Genomic DNA, 22,422 nt, shown 5'->3' with positions numbered 1-22,422 from the left:
ATTAATTTAGATAGGGGGAGTTGAACCCCAATTTTCGCAATCCGGTTTGGACATCCCCATTTTTCATGAACAATTTCCATAACATCCCTGTTCTGTAATTTTCTATCATCACGGGGATAGGCCCTTGATCTATGGCTAAATATCGGGGTACATACCATTTGTTTTCAAGGCTAAAGGCATCAAAAGGTCCGTATTTTCCAATTAAGGAATCCTGTTCCTTATACATATATTTTAAGAATTGCATACTTTCCGTAGGTGTATACGGCATGGATGAAAGTGCTGCAGTGGGGGAAATCACCCCTAAATCCCTGTCGGGTCTATGGCCCGCATAACCATCCATGGAATAACTGGAAGTCAGTCCCCAACAATTTTCGCCATATCCTTTATAGCCATTAGGATTGTCCACAGCATATTTATACTGTATAAGTGCGTGGTTCGTATTCAATTTTTTGTAATCAGCATATTGATCGGTGAGTCCGTTAGGATCAAGACCAAGGTACGAATAGTGGGCCCAGAACATGGGTCCGACGGGAGAAGCATCGTGCTCGTAATGATCGAGGATGGTAGGCAAACCATAAAAGACGGTGTCCTTTTTGATCGCTCCGTTTCTTGCCCATCCCTTTTCATAAACTTCCTTGTTAATGGGATGCGTAGGGGAGGCCGCTGCCAATATGTACATGATAAGGGCCTCGTTATAGCCTCCGACGGGGAAGTTCATATCCCAACCATGGGTGGGCGACCAATGCCAATACAGGACGTTTTGCCCTCCTTGGGTATACCAATCCCATTCCACTTCTTCCCAAAGCTTTTGAATTTTGTCCACTAGCTCTTTTTCCCTCTCATTGCCATCTTTAAAATATTCCTGGACGGTCAACATTCCTTGAATCAAAAATGCCGTTTCCACAAGGTCCCCACCATTATCCTTGGTGCTAAAGGGAGCTACTTTTCCACTAGGCATCAACCAATGGGGCCAAGCACCGTGGAAACGATCGGCCTTCGCCAAAAAGTCAATTGCCTTTTCATAGCGTTCCAGCGCTTGTTCCCGGGTTATAAATCCACGTTCAACTCCGACCAGAATGGCCATAAGTCCAAATCCCGAACCCCCAATGGTAATAATATCCTTGTCATGGGTAGGGTAAATGTTATCCAAATGGATACGTTCGCGTGCAAGGCCCGAAACAGGTTCCGCACCTTCCCAAAAATACTCAAAGGTCTGTTTTTGCACCGTATCCATTAATAGGTCATTGTCTGACAAGTACAAAGTGTCAGCCTTGGTCTCGGATACTGCTCTTTTCTTTTTAGAAGAATGGCCGTTACAACCAACTAACAAACTAGTAACGGCCATTGTAATCAAGATTAATCTCATAATCAATTTTAAAAACTATCTAACTCAAACAACTCAATTAAAATCGTTCAATAAATTATCATTCCATTAGGGCCTGGATTTCCTCTGTGGACAAAACCCTGTCGAAGAGATAAAGTTCGTCTATCAAACTGGTATCCGATAGATGGTTCCAACCGATAAAATTGGGTGCTCCGGAGCCTATGGATAAAATGGAACAGTTTTCCCAATTCATGGTTTTATCGGTCATGTCCCCGGAGTTTGCCACAGCGGTACCGTTGAAATAGATTTGGGTCTCGGTATCGGATACGGTGAACGCAATATGCACCCATTCCCCTGCAGTAACATCAATCACATCGCCATCGTTCCAAACATTATCCTCAACAGCCCCAACATGTAGTTTTATACGCTGTTCATCAGTACTACCTTCCCTGAATAACCTAAAGCCGGCAGAAAGATCGTTGTCTGTACCGATCATCGGGGGGGCGACCGTTAAAATTCCTGCCCTATCGGCATCTGCACTTACCTTATACCAAAATGCGCCGCTAAACCCATTGCCGAACAATCCGGTTATCGGTAGAGTCAAATAAGAATCCGTTGCGCCGGCATAGGCGTTGGTTCCGACTTTACCCTCACCTGCAAAACCGGGAGTACCCACAATTGTTGGTACGGTATTATTGACCAAATCGGTATTGGAACCGTCAAAAGGGATATACAACGTTGAACCATGGTATTTTTCCTCTAATTCCCCTCCATAAATGTTAACCACTTCCTCAACGGATAGTTCTTTGTTGAAGAACCTAAGTTCATCGATAGCACTATTGTCCGAACCATGTCCCCAATAATCAAACGTAGGGCCACCAGAACCAATAGTGAACTCTTCGCAACCCGTCCAATCTATAGGAGCTGACATATCGGAAGAATTTACCTCGACACCATTGAAGTATATGGTGTTCTTGGTATTGGAAATGGTAACGGTAATATGGACCCATTCCGCTAAAGACGGATTGATAAGACCACCGTCATTCCAGCTTTCCCCAACACCGGTACCTACATTCATTTTAATTCTCTGGTCATCACCACTAGCTTCCCGGAACACTCTAAATCCTTGAAGGCGATCATCGGCATCGTCACCAACGACCAATATACCTGCCCGATCAGGATCCGCATCGACTTTATACCAAAATGATGCACTAAACTCATTGGACAACAAACCTTCCGCAGGGAATGACAAATAAGAATCCGTTGCCCCTAAATAAGCACCTATTCCGTCATGACCGGGATTTTCGAATCCTGGGGCACCTATCTCTGTTGCCAATTCGAACCCTATTTGATCCCTATAATCGCCATCAAAGGCCATGTAAAAAGACTCCCCATCGAACAAAGGGGTATAAGGAGGTGCCTTGGAAAAATCCACTGAAGAAGTCGATGTTTTTCCATCAAGGTCACTCGCCGTTACGGTGAGTGTATGGCTACCATTGGCTAGGTTGTCATAGGTAAATTCCTCAATAGCCCTTCTATAGTCCAAAAAATTGTTGAACGAGGCTATTTCGTTGCCATCCAAAAGAACAACGATATCCTTTACTTCAATATCATCTGTAACCTCCATACTTACATCCAAAGAGGTTACATCTTCAAAAACCTTGATTTCCATCCCATCGGTAGGGGTGCTGATCGTGATTTGAGGCGCCGAAGCATCTTCTCCTGGATCCACATATGTTAATGGATCGATACCATCTTCACAGGAGACTACCAAGAGCCCTAAAACAAACAATAAGGATTTTATACTATTTCTCATGATATCGTTTAGTTATTTTGGTTATTATATTCGTCTAGAATTGGACTTATATCCAATTGTTCCAATGGATAAGGCAAGTAAGCCTTGTCCATGGTAAAGGTCCTTCCATCATAGCTTAATTCGGATGTTTCACCCAATCGTATCATGTCGTAATACCTAATTCCCCATTCCATGGCCAATTCTGCAAATTTCTCGTCCATGACATCGTCACTGGTAACCCCACTCAAGGTCGGCATACCTGCCCGGCTCCTAATCAGATTTACGGCATCATCAGCAGAACCGGCTGTTCCGGAAGCGCCGCGCGTTAATGCTTCTGCATACATTAAAAGAACTTCTGCATAACGGATGACCGTATAATTTTTGTTGGTACCGTAAGTTGTTCTACCTTCAGTTAATTGGATTGAGGGCAAATAGTGCTTACCACTCGCGAAATAGGCCCTGGAATAATCATTGATAATATCCCCATCCCTTGTGGTATTGGTGACAAAGTCAGGTAAATCGGAATAATCAGAATCTGTTTGTATTTCCGCGATGCCACGATCGGTAAACAGAACACTGGTCTCCAATCGTACGGTTTCCCCACGGTCGAGCATAAATTTGATGTACTTAAAACTAGGTTCGTAAAAACCCCATCCGCTAGTGGCCTCAGGTACTGCCGCGGTCCAGTTTTGTGGAGCATAGAATTCAAATAAATGGGCTACATTATCACCAGAGGATTGGCCAAAATCAGAGTATTGGATTTCTAAGAGATTCTCATTGCACAATTTTCCGGGAATCTTGAACAATTGATAAAAATCGTCATATAGTTCAAACTTTCCGGAGTTGATGATTTCTCCCGTGGCATCAGCAACTGCCTGATAGTTTTTTAATTCTAAATTGGCCATGGCCTGTACCGCCAATGCTGTGTATTTGGTGATACCCCCGGGAATATCGGTTCTATTGCTAGGTGCTACATCCAATAAATCTGGAATCGTTTCATCCATTTGGTCTGATATCCATTGCATCAAATCATCTTTGGTTTCTACCGTAATCTCGGATTGATCCGTACTTTCAATCCTATAAACATCACCGAATACCCTTGATAATTCGAGGGTTATGAATCCCCTAAGGGTCTTGGCCTCGGCAATATATTGATCGATTAAACTACTGTTTACACCTCCATCCCTATACAGTTCCAACTGCTCTATCTGGGATGTTATTTGCGTAATATCCTGGAACCAGTTCTCCCAAAGGGAATTGTACATCCAAAAATTATTGTCATAGGTGTAATTATCGGTGTCAGCGAAACCTTGTTGGTCTCCCAGCCCACCGGCGTTTACGTCATCTCCCCTAACGGCTAATAACGGAATCTGTTCCCAACCTACATCTTGGAATGTCTCGTAAGCACCTACAAGAGCCCCATAAGCACCTTCTTCGCTAGCGTAATCAATATCATTTTGATACGACCTAAGTTCTGCGTCCTCGTCTAACTTATTGTCACAGCTGGTTAAGTACAAACCACAAACCAGAAGTAAACATTGTATATAAATCGTTGATTTCATTTGTCTGATATTTTTATATGATTATATTTTTATGCTCATTCCAAAAGTATACGTAGAAGGAATGGGGTAAGTCTGACTGTCTATGCCATCGAAACCGACTTCCGGATTAAAGCCATTGTAACCTTTGGTCCAAAGGAATGGTCTATCTGCCGTTAGTGAAAAACGGATTTCTGGTAATTTATCGTTTTTGATTGTATACGCTAATTGTATATTCTGGATCCTAAAGAAATCTCCCTCCTGTAAAAAGAAGTTGGAAAGTTTCTGGTTCCAAGATTGTCTATAGCCCTCAGAGGAAGGGAAGGCATTGGTGGATCCTTCACCTGTCCAACGATTTTTGGCCAACTCCGCATCGACATTTCTTCCGGTGGTCCATATTACTTCCGCCCTGTTCCTGTTTAAGATCACATTGCCGCCTTGTCCGTAGAACGAAGTGGAGAAATCCCAATTTTTATAATTTAAATTGATACTACCCCCATAAAAATAATCAGGGACCGGGGCACCAAGATAAACCCTATCGTCGGCATCCAATTCGCCGCTACCGTCAACATCCTTATACTTAAAGTAACCAGGGGAAATGTCGGTACCACCCGCAATGGCCGATTGTGCAACCGGATCGGCATCGATTTCCGCTTGGGTCTGGTAGACCCCTACAATATCATATCCGTAAAAAACATCTATTGGTTGCCCTTCGATGATCATTTGCCTGAATTCGGCAGAACCTCTTTCTATATAAGGCTGTGTATACAAATCGGTGACTTCATTTTCAAGCTTGCTGAAATTCGCATTGACGGAATAGCCAAAGTCCTTGCCTATCTTCCCACTATAACCGACAGCCAATTCTATACCTTTGTTCCTAACGCTACCCACGTTTTGGTAACTGACCTCGGTTCCCACAAGGGGAGACAAGGGAATGACCATGTCCTTGGTGTCCTTGATAAAGTAATCCGCTTCCAAAGACAAACGACTATCCAAAAATTTGGCAGAAATACCAATATTGGTTTCTTCTGTAAATTCCCAGCTAATATTATCGGAGATTGTTTCAAACTGTGTTCCAGTGTAGTATTGATTATTGAAAACAGTCTGTACGGTGCTAGATCCGACGCCTCCGTCAGAGGCAGGTACGGAACCATTGGCCAAGCGTCCCCAGCCACCCCGTAATTTGAAGTAATCGACAAAACTGACATCTTTCATGAAGGATTCCTCAGATAGGACCCAACCCAAACCAAAGGCGGGCAGGTATACATAGGTTTCATCATATTTATTGGTTCCCTCGGCCCTATATGTGGCATAGGCCAAATACTTGTTTTTATATTTATACGCCGCTCTTCCAAAATACGAGAACCAATACGATTGGCTACCACCATCATAGGATGTTTGGCTATCCGTGGAGGTATTCTCAATATACCAAGTCTGTTCCTTATCCCTAACAAATGCCCCGCTTGGGTCAAAATAACCGGTTGTGCCGAAATAACTATTATAGTTGTCCCTATAAGACATACCGCCCATTAAAGTAAGATCATGGTCGTCGAATGTATTTTGATACGTTAAAACATTATCCAATACATAGGACTCAGCGGTCACTTGGCTTCTGGTTATGGAAGATTCGTCAACACTTCTTTGGTAATCATCGGTTACATAATAAGGTAGTTTTATTGATCGCCCCGTGGTACCCGCATGATTATAGGATAAACTGGTTTTAAAGTTCAATTGATCGGGGATAAGCTGAAAATCGGCATAGAAATTTGCTACGGTCCTACGGATCTTACTATTAAGATCGGAATTGTCCATAAGAGGGAAAGGGTTTTGACTGCCCCTATATCCAATTTCCTTGGCGTCTGAGTAGGGAAGGGGATCAGCCCCGGTATATAAATAATCATAAACCGGTAAAATAGGTACGGCAAAATAGGCGAGCTGCCATGCCGAGGCCTCATCATCATATTTAGTGGCATTACTATAAACGATACTACCACCAACTTTAAGCCAATCATTGGCCTTAATGTCTAATTTAGTCCTTAGATTAAAGCGTTCATAGCTATTGTTCATATCAAGGATACCATCTTGGTAAAAGAAATTACCCCCAACGGAATAAGCAATGTTCTCTGATCCCCCATTAATCGAAATATCATGGTTCTGGGTCATTGCCTTTCTTAAAACCTCATCATACCAATCTGTATTAACGTTGGGTACATTAGGGTTGATCCTACTACGTCCAAAACGCTGCATAGCACTGTTTACACTGGCAATCTCAGAGTCGGACCCCGATTCCAATGCAAAATTCACAAACTGTTCCGAGTTCGCCATTTTAAGTACATTCTGTGCTGTTTGAACCCCTGTATACCCTGTATAGGAAATACTTGCGTTTCTATTGAACTTACCCCCCTTCGTGGTAATCAAGATGACCCCATTTGATGCCTCAACACCATAAATGGCCGCAGCAGAGGCGTCTTTTAAAATAGACAAACTCTCTATCTCACTAGCGTTCAAGAAATCAATACTGTCAAAGAACACCCCATCCACCACAAATAATGGATTCGAATCCCCATAAACGGAATTTACACCCCTAATAATGATTTCCGGTGATTCCCCTGGGGAACCTTGGCTACTTATCTGAACACCTGCGGCTTTACCTTGAACCGCCTGCATTAATTGCCCGGTTGGGACTTTCTCCATACTCTCTGTGTCAACAGATACTATAGAACTGGTCAGGTCTGATTTTTTTTGGGTTCCATACCCCACAACGACCACTTCATCCAATGCTTGGGCATCCTCAGACAAAGCGACTGAAATAGCACTTCTGCCATTAACCCCTATCTCTTGGGTGACAAATCCTAGATAACTGATGGATAGAATGCCATCGGATGGAACGTTGTCCAGGGTGAAATTACCATCAAAATCAGTTTGTGTTCCTGTAGTAGTTCCCTGAACCACAACGCTGGCACCTGGCAAGGGTTGCCCCGCGGAATCGGTAACTGTACCCTGCACCATAACACCATCCTGTGCGTAAATTGCTATTTGAAACAAAAAAAGCAGTATTGCTAATAATGTATTTCTCATTTTGAATAATGTTTAATTATTAGTTTAAGTTTTTACCAAATTACTAATTAGGCGGTGGTCGAGGAACTCAACGGGGTACATAAAAAACACATCATTTATTTATTCCTCCAGAGGCCCTATAATAAGGATGTTTGCAGTAGTGGATGTGTTAAGTCCATATTAATTTTTAACATATTGATGTAGTAATGATGTAGTAGGTTCTATGGTCCATTACTAGAAATCCCATAAAAAATATCAATTAAACTTGATCAAGAAGTTGGAAAGGTTCTGGGAGCTGTCGATTCCTAACTTTTTCCTTAGGCGATATCGATGTATTTCAACACCTCTATTCGAAATTGCCATGAGTGGGGCAATCTCTTTTGATGTAAGGTTCATTTTTAAATAAGCACATAGCTTAAGGTCTTTTGGTGTTAGTTTGGGATACATCTTTAAGAGGTTTTCAAAAAAGTCTTCATGGAGTTCCTTGAAGTTGACTTCAAAATGTTTCCAATCGTCATCGTCCTTGATCGAATTGTCTAATTTTTTTATGAATGTTCCATAACGCTTTTGATTCGAGAACTGGCTCCTGTTTACCAGTAACATTTCTTTTAATTCGAGAATCACCTTGTTCTTTTCCGCCATGTTCATGGTAATCCGGGCCAGCTCTTTCTGTTTTTTCTTGATTTCTTTTTCTAATTTTTCTTTTTCCATTTTGGCCATTCTCTCCTCTTGGTCCTTAAGAAACTTGGTTTTCAAGGCTAGATGCCTTTTCTCCATTTTCGACCTGTTATATTTTCTTCTTAGAAATATGATTCCTATAAAAGCCAGGAAATAAAGAGCGATGCTTACTTTGGATAAATACCATGGAGGTGCTATTTCAAATTGTATTGTATAGGCCTCTGAGTGTTCATTATCGATACCTACGCTGAAAAGGTTCAACGCATACGTGCCAAAAGGAAGATTTTGAAAATGGATATGCCCATGGTCAATATAAGCGGTTTGCGCCAAAGGTCCTTTTAGGTTATAATAATACTTGGCATCCCGTAAGGCCGGTGAGGCAAAGTTTATCCTTATATCCTGTGAAAGTTTATTGGGTATTTTGAACTTTTCACTATCCAGGGGATATGTGCCCCCTTTATCTTCAAAAGAGACAAGTTGGGGTTTTTGCAATTCATAGTTTTCAAACTGGTTACGGAATTCAGATATGTTGAGCTTCCCAAAACCATCGTTTAATGTAAAACAATAAATTGAATCATTTAACTTGATTACATTTTCCGACTCAGGGGTCAATCGTTTCTGCAATAACATATCATCCAATATATAATTGACCTCTTTTAAATCGGAGAAGAGTACCTTTTTGGGGCCTTCATTATCAATAAACCAAAAAGACCCATCGTCGTGATATACCAGATTTTTATGGTTATACCTTTGAAACTCTTCAAACAGTTCGATTTTTTTTAGAATAGGGTCATACCTGTGCCAAACCCCTTCAATATCAAGGGCGATCTGATTTCTAATATTAAACACCTTAACGTTGTAATTGGTTGGTATGTCATCAGCAGTGAATTCAACCTTCTCAATGACTTCGTCATAGGTATCATTCAGGGTTATCCGGTACAGCCCTTTATAGGGGTGAGCGACCCAGAGCGTATGGGAATCTTCGAAACAAAGATATTTAACAGGTTTGTTGATTCCGGTAATTGGTGTAACTATCCAATTGTCGGGACCATCCTTTTCATATTTGGCCAAACCAATATAAGTACCCTGGATAAAAGAGGAATTGGATTCGGGTACCTTGACAATCTGGTACCCACCTGAAATATTCGAGATTTTCTCAAAACTACTTTCATTTACCCTAAACGTACCCGTGTTGTGGCCACAGAAAAGATCCCCATGTGTAACATTCAAATCCCAAACATGTCCTTGTGAACCTTCTACAAATTGCAAAACATCATCCTTAAAATAATAGATGCCCGTATTGCTGGCCATATAAAGGACATCCTTATATACGGCCATATCATAAACGGTGCCAACGGCACCCATATAATCCGTATAAAACGTTAAAGGATAATTTAGTTGAATCCTATCAATGCCATTATCCAATCCTACCCATAATTGGTTTTTATAAGTTGTCATCGATAGCACCGTATTGTTTTGCAATCCCACTTGCCGGTTTACCTTCTGGCTGCTTTTTTTATCCTTATTATAGAGGTAAATTCCATTCTTTATAGTGCCAAAAGCGATTATGTTTTCTGTAAGCGGTAAAATTTGGTTGAGTTGAAATTGCTTTAATTGAGCATTGATACCTGTTTCAAAGGGCATTATCTTTCCATCACTTATGATAAAACAACCGTTCCGTTTTGTGCCAATAAGAAGGCCTTCTTCAATTTCAGCCATGGCGATAATGATCTTGTTGGAAAAAAGCGCATGTTCTTCCAAGGGTTCCAAGTCATCATTAATGAGTTCGTAAAGCCTGTTATGACCCCCGGCGACCAAAATCCTATCTTTATATACGGTAATGAAGGTTACTACAAAGGAAGGGTCAATAACCTCGATTTTATCATCTTTAAAAACATAAATTCCATTGAACGATCTAAATAGAACAGCATCACCATAGGGTAAAATTTGCCAGAATTCCTCACTCGTAAACACATGGTTTTTGATTAAATGGGTTAATGAGGTGTATTCTAAAACACCAAATTTATTCTTTACCCAATATCCAAACTCCTCATACGAACCTGTAAAGATCTTTCCGTCAATCTCGGCCACAGAACGGATCGTTGTATTGTTGGGGAGTTTGTAGAGTTCCCATTTTTCTCCATTGAAATGTAGCAGACCACTATTGTTTGCCACAAATAACTCACCCGAACTATTGGTCGATAATCCCCAATTCTTACTGTCTGCCTGATATTCAAAGATTTTATAATTGTGTATTGGCGGCAAAAGATTTTGTCCGCATAACCGTAAAGGTGTAGTTAGTAAAGCAAGAAGAAGGACAAAAATAAATTTCATTATTATTACTATTTACCACTTATAGGATAAAGATAAGTCAAAGATATTTTATGGAAGTTTCGGTATAAAATCAATTTTTTTACTTGTTTCCTATTTTCTGTTTTTGGGCTGTCCAAGGTTTTCAAAATAGGTTTAAATACAAGACTTCGATTGATTAACGGGGTCAGTGATGTAGAGATCGTAAAGCTTAAGTAGTTTGACTTCTACATTGTGACCTAGAAAATCATACCAATAACCTCAGGGGGCTTTGGTAAACCTTTTTATTTAGGTTGTTCTTTTCCTATGGGTTGCATTGTAAATGTTGGATACACACAAAAAGGGACGCCCCACGCGTCCCTTTTAACTTGTTTGAACCTCTTCCCCAAGAGGATCATTGTCATATACTTATAGTACAAATCTATGATATTCGGTAAATCTTCAATATCCCAATACATTCGAATTTTAACGCAATCGAACAGCGTTGTTGTACCTAATATTAAAGTTGTGGAATCCCTTATGGGATTAATTGCCCGATCATGAATCCATTTGGGTGGGTGTTGGTTTTGTTAGGGGCAATTATTTGATTTTTAGCGTCAAGTGAATCAGATAGGTGCCCTTATATTTGGGTATAAACTTAAAAAAACAAAATATATGGAAAGTACAGAAACCGCCATTGGCATAAAAAAAGATAATAGGGAAGCAGTAGTTGAGATGCTAAAGAGACTGCTTTCGGATGAATACATTATGTATACAAAATACAGGAACGCCCACTGGAATGTTGAGGGTATTGATTTTCATAGCAAACACGTCTTTTTTGAGGAAGAATATGGAAAATTGGAAAAAACGATTGATGCGGTTGCTGAGCGAATTCGGATGCTTGGCTTTTATGCCCCAGGGAGCATGCAACAATTTTTGGAACTATCCGGACTAAAGGAAAATGGGCCTGGAACAAATGATAGTGCTAGTTTTATGGAGGTTTTATTGGAAGACCACAATACGATGATCCAGTTTATAAGGGAGAATATCGGTGAAAATGCAGAAGCACATAATGATGAGGGTACTGCCGATTTTATTACGGCCATCATGCAGATGCACGAACAAATGGCTTGGATGCTGCGCTCCTCACTAAAAACATTCTCATAGTCTAAAAACAACACTACATATTTCAGCAGCAGCAAGGATTTTTCCTTGCTGCTGCTGTTTTATAGCATAAGGTATGCCCAAAGGGTTGTATAGGATTTCATTTGATGGGACATCACCATGGAATAGCCCTTTAAAAGAATGGTGTTTCCATGGGCCGTGGTCCATTTTGTAATAGTAACTATTTTATGGGTACACTTTGGTTTGGGGTATAAAAAATCCGCCTAAAAGACGGATATGGTATTGTGACGTATGGATGGTTTTAAGCCGATAGTGTAATCCCGTCCTGATGGTCTTGATAGTATTTGGGACTACAATTGTACTTCTCCTTAAAAATCTTTGAGAAATAACTCCTACTGGTCAAGCCTATGGTATAAACAATTTCGGAAATGTTCATATCGGTGGTACGAATTAGATTTTCTGCAGTTTCAATACGTACATTCCTGATATAATCAGATACGGTTCGGTTATGGAGTAGTTTAAAACCTTCTTGTAATTTTGCAGGGGAGGTACCCGCTTTTTTGGCCAATCCTTTTAAACTGAATTTCCGTTCGGGATAGTTTTGGATAAAGTCCGATAGTTCCTTAACGGTTTCCATCTCATTTTGACTTAATGACCCGCGGTTGTTCTTCAAATTTTGAATATCCTCCTTATGCTGTTGCACTTCCAAGGCCAACATGAGGTGAACAATACCCTTTACCAGAAGTCTTCGTACAATACCCCGTTGTTTAATGGCCTGTAGTTCTTCCATCTTTTCGGTAACCTTTAGGTTGTAAGAGCCTATATATGCAAAGATCTCCTGTCCGGCTTTGGGCATAAAGGTTTCCAATAACTGGGTTTGGAGAAGGTTGTTCTTGACCATCCCTTTGGAATGGGTGTCTACGGAAATATAGGAAAACCGTGTACGTTGTTCTTTTTCGAAGAACATCGCGGTGTCCTGATTTGGATCGCAAGCAAAAATTCCAGTTTGAAATTGTTTAAGGGTCCTTTGTATACCTTTCAATCCAAAGCTATGGTTCATTCTTCCCTCGGCACAATAGAGAAAGTAAATAGGATTGGTCACTGGGGTATGGTTTAGAATTACGGTATCATGGTTAAAGATGACATCGTATTCCATGAATGATATCGTATCGTTCACCACAATCCCTGTAATTTCACCTTGGGCCAATTCATTATCAAGGACCAAACTATACTCTTTAGGTAAACTTTCAAGTGTGCCCCCTAAATCGGTCTGTAACTGCTTAAAGATATCCTCGATGGTATTTGTGTTGAGTTCAATGATTTTCATGGTGTTGTTTTTTAGAGGGTTCGTAATCGATCTTCCGATATGCTTGATGCAAAGTTAGTTGTCAACCCTGCCTGCGCTGTTATAGAATTTTCGTATTCTGTTATATAATTATCGGAATAGTCTAAACAAAAAGTTAAAAATCATGAAGAATGGACGGTTTTGGGGAATTGAAGGAGGGTAAGGTTATGCGTAATTGGGGCCGTATGCCCGCGTTTATCTCTTTATTGCATCGATGTGCAGCGTACGATTGTCTGGATCGGACGATACGTAGGGGCTATAACCGTGTACGTATAATATAATAGGATACCGTTATGAAGAGAAACAGTACCTTATACAGGCAGGTAAACGCAGAAAGTCGATCCTTTCCCTTTTTCGCTTTCGGCACTGATATGGCCATCGTGGTTCTCCGCTATTTTTTTGCAAATGGCCAAACCGATTCCTGTACCTGAGTATTCATCCCTTTGGTGTAGCCGTTCAAAAAGTCCAAATATCTTTTGGGCATGGGCATTATCAAAACCGATTCCGTTGTCGATTACCGATAGTCGGTAGTAATACTCTTTTTTCTTGTCAAAATCCCCAGGCACTTTATTCCGCGGTAATTTTTTACAATCGATGACTATTCTCGCTGGTTCGGTCAAACTTCGGTATTTAATGGCATTGGAAACCAGATTGCCCAATAATTGATCTATTTGAAAGGGAATCGCATTTATTTTTGGTAGTTTATCCACTGCGATTTCTACACCCGTTTCCGCGATACGCTCTTCCAGGTCATCCAAGACTTTGGCAACAATTTCATGGAGGGAGACCTTACTGAAATCATCTTTCTTTTTGTTTAAACGCGAATAGGCCAATAAGTATTTTATGAGTGTCTGCATACGGTTAGCGGCACTACTGACCTTTTCGAAATATACTTTTCCCTTGTCGGAAAGACGATCCTGTTCTGTATCGGAAATCCTTGAGACGAATAATTGTATTTTACGCATGGGTTCTTGAAGGTCATGGCTAGCAACACGATTGAAGGATCTTAGTTCGGCATTGGAACGTTCCAAGGCTTCATTCTTCATCCTTAACTCTTGATCGGCCAATACACTTTCTGTAATATCCTGTACAACGCCAAGGGAAACCGGTCTTCCCATTCTTTCCGTAGTTCTTCCGTTTAGGGATAAATGCTTGACCTTACCATCCTTTGCTATAATTCTGTAGGAATGTACATTTGACGACCCTTTTGCGGTAGTTTCCTCACCCAACCGATCATAAAGTTCAAGGTCATCGGGGTGAACGAATTTTCGATACATTTCAAAAGTGATTTCAAATGAATTGGGCTCATAGCCAAGAATACGGTAAAAATTATCGGATATCGAAGCATCACCCGTGTCGAGATACCATACATAGCTTCCAATATCGGCTACCCCTTCAGCATCCTTGAAAATGGAATTCTGCACCGATAACTGATCATTCAAAACCTGTAGGCGTTCAGTTTTCAATTTTTCTTCGGTAATATCCCGGGTTGTGACGGTAACCCCATCGTTCAACTTTCTGGCAGTGGCCTGAAAACAGTATTTTTTTCCATCATTTTCATAATCGGTCTCATAATCCCTTTGCCGATCCTCTTCAATACAGGTCACTAATTTTTCAAAAACCCCATTGGTGAAAATAGTAGGAAATAATTTAGAAGCTTTTTCATGTTTTATCGCTGCCGGATTATCGCCAGTTATATCATGAATGGCATCGTTTACATATAAGAGTTCAAAATCCACGATATGGCCTTTGTCATTTCGAACTGAATCAAAATGCATTACCACGTTTGATATACTCATCAGGATGTTGCTTAAAAAGGCACGATTATCCAACAACTCTAGATTTCGTTTTTCAAGTAGTTTTTTTGAAACGGATAAATTATCCAACGCAATACGTTCTGTTGTCGTATCCCGGGAAGTAATCAGTATACCATTGTTCAATTTCGTGGTGGTCGTATCATACCAAAACCGTTTTTCGCCAAAGTCGTACTGCTTTTCAAAATTTTGGTTTTCATTTTGCTCAATGCATTTTACAAAATGTTCAAAAACACCATTTTCAAAATGCTGGGGAAAGGCTTTCGATAGTAATCTTCCTTCCCTCGGCGGCTTCGATTTTTCCAGAACATCGTGAATGTTCTTATGGTGATACGCCATATTGAAGTCTATGATCTTATCTGATGCATCACGTACGGGTTCAAAGTAGCTAATGACATTTTTAGAGGTCTCCAAGATGCTTTCCAAAAACTTTTGGGCTCTTTTCGTCTCTTTGCGTTCATTGTTTAAGCGCCAAAATGCAATGAGAAAAACACATAGGGCGAAGATGCCCAGTAAAAGCATCATCAAGGGTGTTAGGAATACGTTTGAGTGATGTGCTTCCTTGTACTTTTTTAAAAGTGATGCAACTTCGTTAAGCATGTTGAACTTAACGGTTTGCAAAGCCTTCATTGTTTTGTTAAGGGCTTCAATAGCCGTATTTCCTGCATAAAGATCGTTCTGGGTATCGGTAATTCGGGGAAGGATACCATACAGCTCTTCTTGTAATACCTGTACTTTCTGAAGATTTTGTTGGAGATTGCGGTTATCTGAAGTCAGTTGAACCAAACCCTCAAAGGTGTCCGCCATACTATCTTTTTGGGCCTCAAAACCCCTATGTATGGGCGCGGTTTTGAGAAGGTTCGTTTCGTAGGCCTTTGATTGCAACCAAGTGTATTGTGAGAATAACCGATGTATTTCGGTCTCTACCTGGAGGGTATGGGCCACCATTTCCGAAGATTCCCCTAACGCTTTGATTTGTCGATAGGAAGTACTGCCGATAAACATTAGTATGGCTACGGACGCAATGAGGAGAACGATAAATACCTTCGATGATTTTCCCAAAATCTTGATGTGTTTTTAGAGATACATAGCTAGTATGGCTAAAGTACGGAATGCAAAGTGCTTCTGCCAGATTTCAAATTGCCTTAAAGCAATCGGGTCAAAGAATTAATCTTTAGGGATAAAAATAGCAGTAAATTCTGTGTGGACGTATAAAATTATAGCCGAAGTAGAAAATTATCCCTATTCAAAGCAGAGGTATGGTATTGCCAATTTAAGCGCAATGCCTTTTCCACGGCTTTCTTCAAGGCTCCAAAACTATTGGGCTTGTTAATGTAAATGTTGGCTCCATATACAAAAGTCTCCTCAATATCCTGCTCAGAGGACGAGGTGGAGTAAATGGCCACACATAGGTGTAAAAGGGATTCGTTTTGCCTTATTTCCCTTAAACATTGCATTCCATTTTTAATGGGCATGTTCAAATCCAAAAAAATAATCTCAGGGAGTATTGCTTGGGGTTGGGTAAGGTAATCCATCAACTGTTTTCCATCGGAAAAAAGTGATAGTTTGGTTTTTATTTCAATTTCGCCGATAGCCTCCTCGAAAAGCATCCTGTCATCAGCATCATCGTCAGCTAGCGCTATATTCATAATGCTCAACGCCATATACCCTTGTATTGATTATGGTGTAATTCCCTTTTCTTTTCGTTTTTTGATTATTCGTTGAAAGGATGAAGGCGTTAGACCGGTTGTTTTCTTAAACTGTGCGGACAGATGGGCTACACTGCTGTAATTTAACCTGTGCGCAATTTCGGTCAAGGTAAGATTTTTATCCATAATCAAATGCTTAACGGCATCAATTTTTTTAAGGATAATGAAATTCTCAATGGAGGAATGGGTCGCTTCCGAAAAAATGGTGGATAAATGGGGGTACGAATAGTTCAATGTATCTGATAAATAGGTAGATACATTGTATTTTTGGGCTTTGTCACTGTCATTTACAAGCTCGGTAATTGCATCTTTGATACGTTGCACCAGAACATTTTGGGGATTGTCCAATATTTCAATACCGTATTTTCCAAAGGCTTGGCAGAGTTGGTCCCGTTGGGTAGGGGTAAGCTTGTTTTTGAACTTTATTTCCCCTAGGGACTGCAAAGTGTATTCCAAGCCTAAGTTATCCAATTGTTCCTGTAAAATAGCCTTACAGATAAAATTATAATCAAATTTGATGTTCAGCGTCATAGCGTCAAGATACTAAATTATCCAAAGGGTCATTTTTTGGTCTTCAAATAGTGGATTGTTTTTTGATGATAGGACAAATATGGGATTTTTACTTGGATGATGTTGGGAGGGATCATAAATTAAGGGAAGGATATTCCATTGATGGAAATTTAAAGTTCAAGGGGATATGGGGTTGTTGTATAAAACAGGCGGGCTATTTCCTGTAAAGAAATAACCCGCCGCAACTGTTCCTACTATAAAACCGGTAGTTGTTAATTGTCGTCTGTGGCATCGTCGATCTCATCCTCGACTTCCTCAACGCCTTCTTCAATGCCGTCTCCAATATCTTCAACGCCTTCCTCTACTTTTTCTTTGGCCGATTTCTCTTCCCTACAACTTGTCAGGGTAGCAAATGAAACTGTGAAAAATGCAAATAATAAATATATAGGTAATTTCTTCATAATAAATGGTTTTAAGTTCGCTTATTGGTTACATCGTTAACCTTGAACCAATATAAAGGTTGTTCTGTTTATACTTTTTTTCTTCCTGTAATCAATGAGATGATAAAGAGGATGATAAAAACGAAAAATAAGATTTTGGCGATACTGGCAGCGCCGGCTGCGATTCCACCAAATCCGAATACTGCGGCAATGATAGCCAATATGATAAAAGTAACTGTCCAACGTAACATATTAAGTGATTTAAAGGTTAAAAGGTGTTGATGCCTTATCAACTTCCTTGGTACAAAGATGATGACATTCAGGAATAACGGTTGACGCAATCGGTTTGATTATTAACGTTTTATGTTTTCGTTCCCTTTTTTTGCCCTGATTAGGGATTTCTTTGATGATCGTCATCCTAAAAGAAAGGAATCGTCTCAAGGAAGGTTGGAGGTATCGTTCCCATTCCTACGACTTTCCCTGCTTACGGTAACAAAAAAGGATGCCCCAAGGCATCCTTTTTTGTTCTATGGGATTGCGTCTTACGATAGATTTTCAAGCGTCTTTATCGTACTTAGGTCATAAGCGATACGGTTCATTTGGTCCTTGAGCATTATGGCCGTACTCGGGGGTAACTGTGTATCACTCAAAAGCTCCTTATACTCATCTACGGCGGATTTCTCACCTCGAATCGATTCTTCCAACATGGCCTCAGCCTTGTCGCTAGCGAACAACGCTTTGGTGTCCATCCAGGTGCGGTGTACTTTTCCCGTAAGGCTTCCTTCCGTTTCCGGGTTTTGGCCAAATTGTTTGATTTCTGTTTTTATGGCCTGCTTAAAATCGGTACGTTCTTTACTCCGTCTTTCGAAATAAGGTTTAAGCAAAGGATGCTCTGTGTTTTCCGCAGCTTTTTTATAGCCTTTTTCGGCATCGTAGGTTTTTTCCAATAGGTTGTTTAATTTTTCTCCAATAGTTTCTGTGTATGTACTCATTTTGTTATTGTTTAAATTAGCAAGGTATTTTTTCGGATGGTTCCTTTTTAACATCCATAGGGTAATCATGGCCATAGCAATGTAGCTGTTAAAGCCCCATGGTTATAGCATTTTTGAAATAGAATGGATTAGTTTCCTGCGATTTCGATTGACTTTGGGAAATCCAATGTTCGTATCGGGAAAGGTATATTGATGTCGTTGGCATCAAAGGCTTTTTTAATGGCGATAATGGCATTGGTCTTTTCCTTTAGGACCTCGAGTCCGGATGTGGAATCGATCCAAAACCGTGTTTGAAAGTTGATGGAACTGTCACCGAATGCCGTGTAGAGGAAGATGACCTCTTTACTTGTTTCCACCGCTTTGAAATTTTCCACAATGGTTTGTATGACCAATTTCCGAACAAATTCAAGATCAGAGGAGTACGCTACCCCACAATCAAGGATTACCCGTGACTGTGCTGTTGATGAAAAGTTCTTAATCGGGTTTTCCAATACCAATTTATTGGGAATATAGACCAGATTGTTATCGATTTCCTTGATGGTCACCGAACGGAGGTCAATATCAACGATTTCACCGGAGTAATTGTTGCTTTGGATCCAATCACCGAATTTCAAATGTTTGACATATGATAAAACGATACCGGAATAGGTGTTTGCCAATGCCCCTTGAAGCGCTAGTCCTACCGCTAACCCAGCAACCCCGGCACCGGTAAGGATGGTGTTCAAGGTTTTGCTCAAATCCAAGATGCCCAAGATTAAAAACAGTCCCATCAAGATAACGAATACCGAAACCAATTTCGAGATTACTTGCCGCATAGACGGTTGTAATTTACTTTTACCCAATAATTTAAGGGATAGTCTGCTAATGTATTTGGATAGGATTATGGCTAGAATGAATACCATGACCGCAATAATGATATTCGGCAGACTTATAATCAATTGGTCTACCCAACCTTCAATACGGTCGATCATTTTATTCCAGGCTTCACCTATTCTTAAATTCATGGGTAGTATATGTTTGTTTTAATATGTTGGATTTTAAAAGTCGGATGACATCATCCTATATTCATTGGCATTCGGGTAATAGGCAATCTATAATCAGCGTAACATCTTTTTAAGGAGTATTAGGGCACCGTATTTCTTAACCCCTTTGAAGAGCGTCGCAATCCAATTGATCGGCTGCAGGTCTTCTTTGATCTGATGTTTGGTCAACTTTAATTCTTCCATCTGGATTTTTCGCTCAAGATTCAAAGTTTGAAGTTCCAGTTTTATTTCCTTTAGGGAGTGGTAGGGTCTTCTGTCCATTAGTCAAAAAAGTTTTCTGAGAGTTTATATAGTATCAATTTTTCAATTCGGTGCCTAACCAAGTAGATGATACCGATAAGGGCAAAGAACGCTGCGGAGACTATAAGGTATCCTATGGATGCATTATCAAAATAATCACCGATCGCTGAAGCGCCTGCAACCGCTAAGAAGATGAGGCCCAAGATGCAAAGACCAAAATAGAGGGCCAATTTGCATCCCGTAACCGAAAGAAGCGCCAGTTGTTGAAATACTTTTAGTTCGTAGTATTTCTTGGTGGTCTTTATATAGGCCTCTCCTTTATCCACGGCGGCAGTACTGGTATTGTCCAATGCTTCGATAATGCCCATTACGATGTTTTCTGTAGTTTCTTATTCTTTGATTTAAGGTCTGCCAATTTTTTTTCCAAGGTGGTAATGACATCCTCGGTCTTATGGCTTACGTCAGAGACGATGCTTTCCAATTGGTGGTCTAGGGTCTCACGTTTGGAGGCCACCGTAGTGGCTGCCTTATCCCTTAAATCCATAGTGGATTCTGCGATGGAATCCCGGGTAGCTTCCGCTTGTTCCGCTATTCTTTTTCGTGTTGCCGAGCCTTTGTCGGGAGCAAAAAGAATTCCTAATGCGGCTCCTATTGCTGTTCCGGCCAAGACGCCCAATAATGTATTTCCATTGTCGTTCATATGATAATATTTAAAAGTTAATACTCGATTTTCTTACTACAAATATCCCCCGATATGTCGGGTTCGATTGACGCAATACGACAAATTGTTGCCGTGGAAAATTAAGGCTTGCCTAAAACGGGGAATGAAACGGAATGTTTTTTTATGGGGTTTCCGGTACTGAAAATTTTAATAATGGATTATTTCTAAAAAAAGAAATGGTGTAACTTGTTGCGATATATAGTATCATCCCTTTCTGAAAAAACCAAAATGGAATAATATTTAATAAAACAAATGAATTATATTGATTTGATGTATTTCCATTTAGCGACAGTAGTTCCTGCTTTTGTTATTGGGACCGTTTTGTTGATTATAAAAAAGGGATCAAGAAAACATGTTTATTTAGGAAGGTTATATATGGTCCTTATGCTGATAACCGCTGGTATAACCCTGTTTATGCCTGCTGAAGTTGGACCTAGGGTCTTAAATCATTTTGGTTATATCCACAGTTTTAGTTTTTTGACAATCTACACTGTCCCCACTGCTTATTGGGCTATTAAGAAAGGAAATGTTAAGTCCCATAAACGAAAAATGATTCTATTATACTTCGGGGCAATAATAATAGCAGGAGGATTTACATTTTTCCCAGGAAGGTATTTACACACTTTCTTTTTCGGATAGGAATAAATGTAAAATCAATCCCGGCCTAAATTTGTAATTATGAAGATCAGTACAAAACAAAAAGCTATGGGCGTGGACCCAAGCCCAACGTTTGCCTTCCGGCAATTCATGACATTACACTATTTCAAGAAATTATAACGATGAAAAGACGACCATTTTTAAGAACATTGGCAATAGGGACGACGGCCATGTTCACCGCTTCAAAATTGAAGGCGAATTCAGTAATTACAGGTGAAAATCATAAAACGATTAAACCCAAAAAGCTCAGAAAAGGGGATGTGGTTACCTTAATCGCTCCAGGAGGTCCGGTGAATGACGAAAAGATAGCATTGGCAGTCAAAAACCTTGAGGACTTAGGGCTTAAAGTCAAGCTGTCCAAAAACATAAGGGCCAAAAGAGGATATATGGCCGGGACCGATAAACAAAGATTGGAAGATTTACATGCGGCCTTTGCCGATACAAGGACCAAAGCGGTATGGTGCGTTCGAGGTGGCGACGGTTGCAATAGATTGTTACCCCTTATTGATTATGATTTGGTTAAGGAAAACCCGAAAATACTGATCGGTTTCAGCGATATTACCGCCCTAATAAACGCCATATACCGTAAAACCGGATTGGTTGGTCTTCATGGCCCTATCGGTGCCTGGGATTTTACCAACTTCAATAAAGAACATGTCAAGGCGATTGTATTCGATGGAGGGGCGGGCCATAGTATAGATGGAACCGAAAAAACGATAACCCTTGCCGAAGGGAAAGCCACAGGAAAATTGATCGGTGGTAACCTCAGTCTGTTAGCCGCTTTATCAGGCACAGGTTATGATAACGATTTTACGGATAAATTGGTTTTTATAGAGGATGTTGGTGAAAAACCACGCAAAGTCGATAGAATGCTGACCCAACTTCGGCAAGCGAATAACCTTAAAAAGGCGAGTGGGATCATTTTGGGTGAATTTGCCGACTGTAATCCAGGGAAAGGCGATGTTTCATTGAGTTTGATGGAGACCTTAAAAGATCGGTTATTAGATTTGAATATCCCGATTTTATATGATTTTCCATTTGGGCATGACAAAAATCTATGCACTTTGCCTGTCGGTATTGAAGTGGAACTCGATACCTCCGAGAAACGGGTGACGTTGAAAGAAAACGCCACCCTGTAATACTTT

The 22,422-nt window shown here is 40.4% G+C and carries 19 protein-coding genes; 3 read left to right on the top strand and 16 right to left on the bottom strand.

Annotated features, from left to right (window positions below):
* Position 1: 1 nt before the first annotated feature.
* The 5 genes from HPE56_RS09105 to HPE56_RS09085 all read right to left on the bottom strand — a co-directional run bounded on the left by HPE56_RS09105 (position 2) and on the right by HPE56_RS09085 (position 10,726).
* Complete coding sequence (locus HPE56_RS09105) at positions 2-1,366, bottom strand: glucoamylase family protein (protein ID WP_188243455.1); 1,365 nt, start codon at positions 1,364-1,366, stop codon at positions 2-4.
* Between the two features lie 58 nt (positions 1,367-1,424).
* A complete protein-coding gene (locus tag HPE56_RS09100) occupies positions 1,425-3,140 on the bottom strand; it encodes a LamG-like jellyroll fold domain-containing protein (protein WP_188243454.1) in 1,716 nt (571 codons plus the stop codon).
* 8 nt (positions 3,141-3,148) lie between these two features.
* The gene (locus HPE56_RS09095; protein WP_188243453.1) at positions 3,149-4,681 is read right to left on the bottom strand and encodes a RagB/SusD family nutrient uptake outer membrane protein; all 1,533 of its coding nucleotides are present in this window, start codon (positions 4,679-4,681) and stop codon (positions 3,149-3,151) included.
* Positions 4,682-4,702: 21 nt separating this feature from the next.
* Complete coding sequence (locus HPE56_RS09090; RefSeq protein WP_188243452.1) at positions 4,703-7,735, bottom strand: SusC/RagA family TonB-linked outer membrane protein; 3,033 nt, start codon at positions 7,733-7,735, stop codon at positions 4,703-4,705.
* Between the two features lie 234 nt (positions 7,736-7,969).
* Entirely contained in the window at positions 7,970-10,726 is a 2,757-nt protein-coding gene (locus HPE56_RS09085) for a helix-turn-helix and ligand-binding sensor domain-containing protein (protein WP_188243451.1), read from the bottom strand.
* A 630-nt stretch (positions 10,727-11,356) separates the two neighbouring features.
* On the opposite strand from HPE56_RS09085, the gene HPE56_RS09080 reads away from it, so the two are divergent.
* Positions 11,357-11,848, top strand: coding sequence for a Dps family protein (locus HPE56_RS09080; protein WP_188243450.1), 492 nt, complete (start codon positions 11,357-11,359; stop codon positions 11,846-11,848).
* Between the two features lie 259 nt (positions 11,849-12,107).
* Here the strand turns inward: HPE56_RS09080 and HPE56_RS09075 are convergent, their stop codons facing one another.
* The 11 genes from HPE56_RS09075 to HPE56_RS09025 form a co-directional block, all read right to left on the bottom strand.
* Positions 12,108-13,133 carry a helix-turn-helix transcriptional regulator gene (locus tag HPE56_RS09075; protein WP_188243449.1) on the bottom strand — a complete coding sequence of 342 codons (1,026 nt, stop codon included), beginning with the start codon at positions 13,131-13,133 and terminating at the stop codon, positions 12,108-12,110.
* Between the two features lie 329 nt (positions 13,134-13,462).
* On the bottom strand, positions 13,463-16,027 hold the full coding sequence (locus HPE56_RS09070; RefSeq protein WP_188243448.1) for an ATP-binding protein: 2,565 nt from the start codon (positions 16,025-16,027) through the stop codon (positions 13,463-13,465).
* A 155-nt stretch (positions 16,028-16,182) separates the two neighbouring features.
* Positions 16,183-16,629, bottom strand: a complete 447-nt coding sequence (locus HPE56_RS09065; RefSeq protein ID WP_188243447.1) for a response regulator — start codon at positions 16,627-16,629, stop codon at positions 16,183-16,185.
* Positions 16,630-16,644: 15 nt separating this feature from the next.
* The gene (locus HPE56_RS09060) at positions 16,645-17,205 is read right to left on the bottom strand and encodes a helix-turn-helix domain-containing protein (protein ID WP_188243446.1); all 561 of its coding nucleotides are present in this window, start codon (positions 17,203-17,205) and stop codon (positions 16,645-16,647) included.
* A 251-nt stretch (positions 17,206-17,456) separates the two neighbouring features.
* Positions 17,457-17,645: a hypothetical protein gene (locus tag HPE56_RS09055; RefSeq protein ID WP_188243445.1), complete on the bottom strand. Its 189-nt coding sequence runs from the start codon at positions 17,643-17,645 to the stop codon at positions 17,457-17,459.
* Positions 17,646-17,713: 68 nt separating this feature from the next.
* Entirely contained in the window at positions 17,714-17,875 is a 162-nt protein-coding gene (locus HPE56_RS09050; RefSeq protein ID WP_109649170.1) for a DUF1328 family protein, read from the bottom strand.
* A 291-nt stretch (positions 17,876-18,166) separates the two neighbouring features.
* Entirely contained in the window at positions 18,167-18,616 is a 450-nt protein-coding gene (locus tag HPE56_RS09045) for a ferritin-like domain-containing protein (protein ID WP_188243444.1), read from the bottom strand.
* Positions 18,617-18,744: 128 nt separating this feature from the next.
* Positions 18,745-19,620, bottom strand: a complete 876-nt coding sequence (locus HPE56_RS09040) for a mechanosensitive ion channel family protein (RefSeq protein WP_188243443.1) — start codon at positions 19,618-19,620, stop codon at positions 18,745-18,747.
* A 93-nt stretch (positions 19,621-19,713) separates the two neighbouring features.
* On the bottom strand, positions 19,714-19,920 hold the full coding sequence (locus HPE56_RS09035; RefSeq protein ID WP_188243442.1) for a DUF6327 family protein: 207 nt from the start codon (positions 19,918-19,920) through the stop codon (positions 19,714-19,716).
* Positions 19,920-20,267, bottom strand: coding sequence for a hypothetical protein (locus HPE56_RS09030; RefSeq protein ID WP_188243441.1), 348 nt, complete (start codon positions 20,265-20,267; stop codon positions 19,920-19,922). The genes HPE56_RS09035 and HPE56_RS09030 overlap by 1 nt, the downstream gene beginning before the upstream one ends.
* Positions 20,267-20,599: a YtxH domain-containing protein gene (locus HPE56_RS09025; RefSeq protein ID WP_109649166.1), complete on the bottom strand. Its 333-nt coding sequence runs from the start codon at positions 20,597-20,599 to the stop codon at positions 20,267-20,269. Before HPE56_RS09025 ends, HPE56_RS09030 begins: the two co-directional genes overlap by 1 nt.
* A gap of 273 nt (positions 20,600-20,872) precedes the next feature.
* Here HPE56_RS09025 and HPE56_RS09020 point away from each other — a divergent pair, with 273 nt between their 5' ends.
* Positions 20,873-21,259 carry a DUF2306 domain-containing protein gene (locus tag HPE56_RS09020; RefSeq protein ID WP_188243440.1) on the top strand — a complete coding sequence of 129 codons (387 nt, stop codon included), beginning with the start codon at positions 20,873-20,875 and terminating at the stop codon, positions 21,257-21,259.
* 140 nt (positions 21,260-21,399) lie between these two features.
* The gene (locus HPE56_RS09015) at positions 21,400-22,416 is read left to right on the top strand and encodes a S66 peptidase family protein (RefSeq protein WP_188243439.1); all 1,017 of its coding nucleotides are present in this window, start codon (positions 21,400-21,402) and stop codon (positions 22,414-22,416) included.
* Positions 22,417-22,422: the final 6 nt, after the last annotated feature.

Source organism: Maribacter aquimaris, assembly GCF_014596745.1.
In the GTDB taxonomy this organism is placed as follows: Bacteria; Bacteroidota; Bacteroidia; order Flavobacteriales; family Flavobacteriaceae; genus Maribacter_A; species Maribacter_A aquimaris.
The sequence above is the reverse complement of the archived record's forward strand: the minus strand, read 5'-3'. Positions and strand labels throughout refer to the sequence as shown.